This window comes from Rhodococcus sp. R1101, assembly GCF_000278445.1.
GTDB classification, from domain to species: Bacteria; Actinomycetota; Actinomycetes; order Mycobacteriales; family Mycobacteriaceae; genus Rhodococcus; species Rhodococcus gordoniae.
In genome coordinates, this window is the sequence record NZ_AJVB01000797.1 from 1 (window position 1) to 998 (window position 998).

Annotated in this window: 1 protein-coding gene and 1 pseudogene; both read left to right on the forward strand. The window is 69.3% G+C overall.

The window, feature by feature from the left end:
* Positions 1–391: pseudogene (gene dut, locus R1101_RS28665) on the forward strand (dUTP diphosphatase); the annotation flags it as partial.
* Position 392: 1 nt separating this feature from the next.
* Positions 393–998 (forward strand): DUF3710 domain-containing protein (locus R1101_RS0124285; protein ID WP_016935736.1); only part of this gene is annotated, 606 nt, incomplete at its 3' end.

Below are 998 nucleotides of genomic sequence, written 5' to 3' on the forward strand. Positions count from 1 at the left end.
GGCGTGGACTTGTGCACCTCGGCCGACGTGACCCTCGGTCCCGGGGGAGCGAGCGCTCGTCGGTACCGGTATCGCCGTGGCACTGCCCGTGGGAACGGTCGGATTGATCCACCCGCGTTCCGGCCTCGCCGCCAAGTTCGGCCTGTCCGTCGTCAACACACCCGGCACGGTCGACGCGGGCTACCGTGGGGAGATCAAGGTGTGCCTGATCAACCACGACACCGAGCGCGCCGTCGAACTCCGCCGAGGCGACCGCATCGCGCAGTTGCTCGTCCAGCGCGTCGAACTCGTCGACTTCGTCGAAGTGGACGAACTCGACGACACGGCGCGGGGCAGCGGCGGATACGGATCGAGCGGCGGGCACGCCGGCCTCGTGAAGGAGGGTTCCTGACATGTTCGGACGACGCCGCAAGGACCGCGGGTCGAGCGTCGAGACGAGCGACGCCGCTGCACCCGGCGACGACCTCGGTGCCTACGACGAGCCTTCCGACGAATACGCCACCGGCAGTGCGGCCGATTCCGGCCCGTACGACATCGACGAGGTCGACGAGGAGACGGTGGCCGCCTCCCGTCTGGATCTCGGATCCGTGCTCGTACCGCTGCCGGCCGGCGGCCAGATCCAGGTCGAGATGGCACCGAACGGGACGCCTCAGAACGTCCACCTGGTGACCCAGTTCGGGCGCATCACCGTCTCCGCGTACGCCGCGCCGAAGTCGCCGGGGCAGTGGCGCGAGGTCGCTGCCGAACTCGCGGAGACCCTGCGCAACGACAATGCGGAGGTCAGCATCGAGTCGGGCCCGTGGGGTCGTGAACTTCACGGCAGGGCCGCGAACGCCGATCTGCGGTTCATCGGTGTCGACGGTTTCCGCTGGATGATCCGCTGTGTCGTGGCGGCGCCCGCCGGGAATGCGGGAGCCGACTCCGAACTCGTCGGGATCGCACGCTCGGTGATCTCCGGAACGGTCGTCCGGCGAGGAGCCGACCCCCATCCGGTCCGT